The sequence below is a fragment of the Moorena sp. SIO4E2 genome (genome assembly GCF_010671945.1).
Lineage (GTDB): Bacteria > Cyanobacteriota > Cyanobacteriia > Cyanobacteriales > Coleofasciculaceae > Moorena > Moorena producens.
Window position 1 is genome coordinate 1 of sequence record NZ_JAAHIE010000921.1, and the last position, 2,231, is coordinate 2,231.

Here is a 2,231-nt window from a genome sequence, read left to right on the forward strand (position 1 = left end):
GTAGGGTGGGTTAGGGGCGGGCTTGCCCTCATGTTAAACCTTGAGTACCAGTGTTGGGACAGTCCGTCCGAAAATTGTAACGTCAATTCTTGTCCACTGTTCCCTGTTCCCAGATCCGCTGTTCCCGACAACTGCCGCGAAGTCTATTGATTGCAAAAAACCATGATTGCCAGTCCACAGCCTTACCGGATGACTCCCCAAGAATACCTGGAGTGGGAACCGACTCAAGAGATTCGTTACGAGTATAGTGATGGGGAAGTCTTCGCCATGACTGGAGGCTCGAAACCCCACAACCGGATTGCTTTAAATCTGGCCAGTGATCTAAATACTCACCTACAAGACAGTAGCTGTGAGGTCTATATCGCAGATGTGAAGGTAAAAATATCTTCAGTTCGTTCCTACCACTACCCAGATGTAGTAGTAACTTGTGATTCCAGAGATCAAGAGTCTAACCAGTTTATTGAGTATCCCTGTCTAATTGTAGAAGTGCTCTCACCCTCTACAGAGGCATACGACCGGGGGAATAAGTTTGCCAAATACCGTAAGCTAAAAACCTTGCAAGAGTATGTTCTAATCCAGTCAGAGACAATAGGAGTAGAGTGCTTTAGGCGTAATCAGCAAGGGTTTTGGGTACTTTATCCCTATGAAAAAGGGGATACCTTTACCCTCGAAAGTGTCAACTTTTATCATAATGTAGAATTTAGAATGTAGAATTTAGAATTGGGAATGTAGAATTTAGAATTGGGAATGTAGAATTTAGAATGTAGAATTTAGAATGTAGAATTTATCATAGCTATGAGGTACAGAGATTTTGTTGGCTTATTACCTATTACCTGCTTTCTGCTTCCTGCTTCCTGCTTCCTTTTCCCTGCTCCCTGTTCCCTGTTCCCTAAAACCCAGAAATTTGTACCTCATAACTTTGATAATTGCTATAGAATTAGTTTTGAGCCTTAGTGTTTTTAATAATTGCATGAATAATAGAAATTAATTCGTTGGATTCATTGAGTAAAGACAGCAATCTTGGTTCTAGGTTTTTCTCGGTGGCGATTAAGATTTTCAACCAATAATTGGTCTCTCTAGCTTCCTTGAGGGATATACTCATTTTATGAATAAAGTCTCGTTTACTTTCTGCATTTTGTGCTTCCTCAACATTTGCTCCAATACTTGTTCCAGAGCGGATTAATTGTTTGCTTAAATCATATCCAGTTCCACCATTTTGTCTCAGAAATTTACAGAGATTGACTATTCTTACGCTAAACTTTAGCGTTCTTTCTTGTATATCTTTTTTTGTCATTCTTGAGGAGCAGATCTAATTTAAGAATTTACTTTTAGTTTACTTTATCAATAAATGTATAAATATAAAAATGAATAATTTAGAATTTAGAATTAAGAATTAAGAATGAAGAATGAAGAATGAAGAATTTAGTTTTGTAGGGTGGGCAAGGGGAAATAAATTGGTTAGAGCCCTTAAGTTGACCAATCCCCTTGCCCACCAGGATTAACTAATGAAGAATTTAGAATGAAGAATGAAGAATTTAGTTTTGTAGTTTTGTAGGGTGGGCAAGGGGAAATAAATTGCTTGGATCCCTTAAGTTGACCAATTACCTTGCCCACCAGGATTAACTAATGAAGAATTTAGAATGAAGAATGAAGAATTTAGAATGAATTTTTAGCCTTAGCTAGTTTTGTAGGGTGGGCAAGGGGAAATAAATTGCTTGGATCCCTTAAATTGACCAATCCCCTTGCCCACCAGGATTAACTAATGAAGAATTTAGAATGAAGAATGAAGAATTTAGAATGAATTTTTAGCCTTAGCTAGTTTTGTAGGGTGGGCAAGGGGAAATAAATTGCTTGGATCCCTTAAATTGACCAATCCCCTTGCCCACCAGGATTAACTAATGAAGAATTTAGAATGAAGAATGAAGAATTTAGAATGAATTTTTAGCCTTAGCTAGTTTTGTAGGGTGGGCAAGGGGAAATAAATTGGTTAGAGCCCTTAAGTTGACCAATTACCTTGCCCACCCTACAGGATCTGACTTTTTGGTGGGCAAAATTCCTAGAGTTTTCCCTACAGCTGATCTGTGCTCACCTTTTGCCCACCCTACAGATCTGACTTTTTGGTGGGCAAAATTCCTAGAGTTTTCCCTACAGCTGATCTGTGCTCACCTTTTGCCCACCCTACAGGATCTAAATTCTAAATTCTAAATTCTAAATTCTAAATTCTTCATTCT

General features: G+C 38.3%; 2 protein-coding genes. One reads left to right on the top strand and one right to left on the bottom strand.

What is annotated here, in order from left to right; genetic code table 11:
• Window positions 1–162: 162 nt before the first annotated feature.
• A complete protein-coding gene (locus F6K37_RS38985) occupies window positions 163–711 on the top strand; it encodes a Uma2 family endonuclease (RefSeq protein WP_287256592.1) in 549 nt (182 codons plus the stop codon).
• 226 nt (window positions 712–937) lie between these two features.
• Here the strand turns inward: F6K37_RS38985 and F6K37_RS38990 are convergent, their stop codons facing one another.
• On the bottom strand, window positions 938–1,294 hold the full coding sequence (locus F6K37_RS38990) for a four helix bundle protein (protein ID WP_287256594.1): 357 nt from the start codon (window positions 1,292–1,294) through the stop codon (window positions 938–940).
• Between the last annotated feature and the right edge of the window lie 937 nt (window positions 1,295–2,231).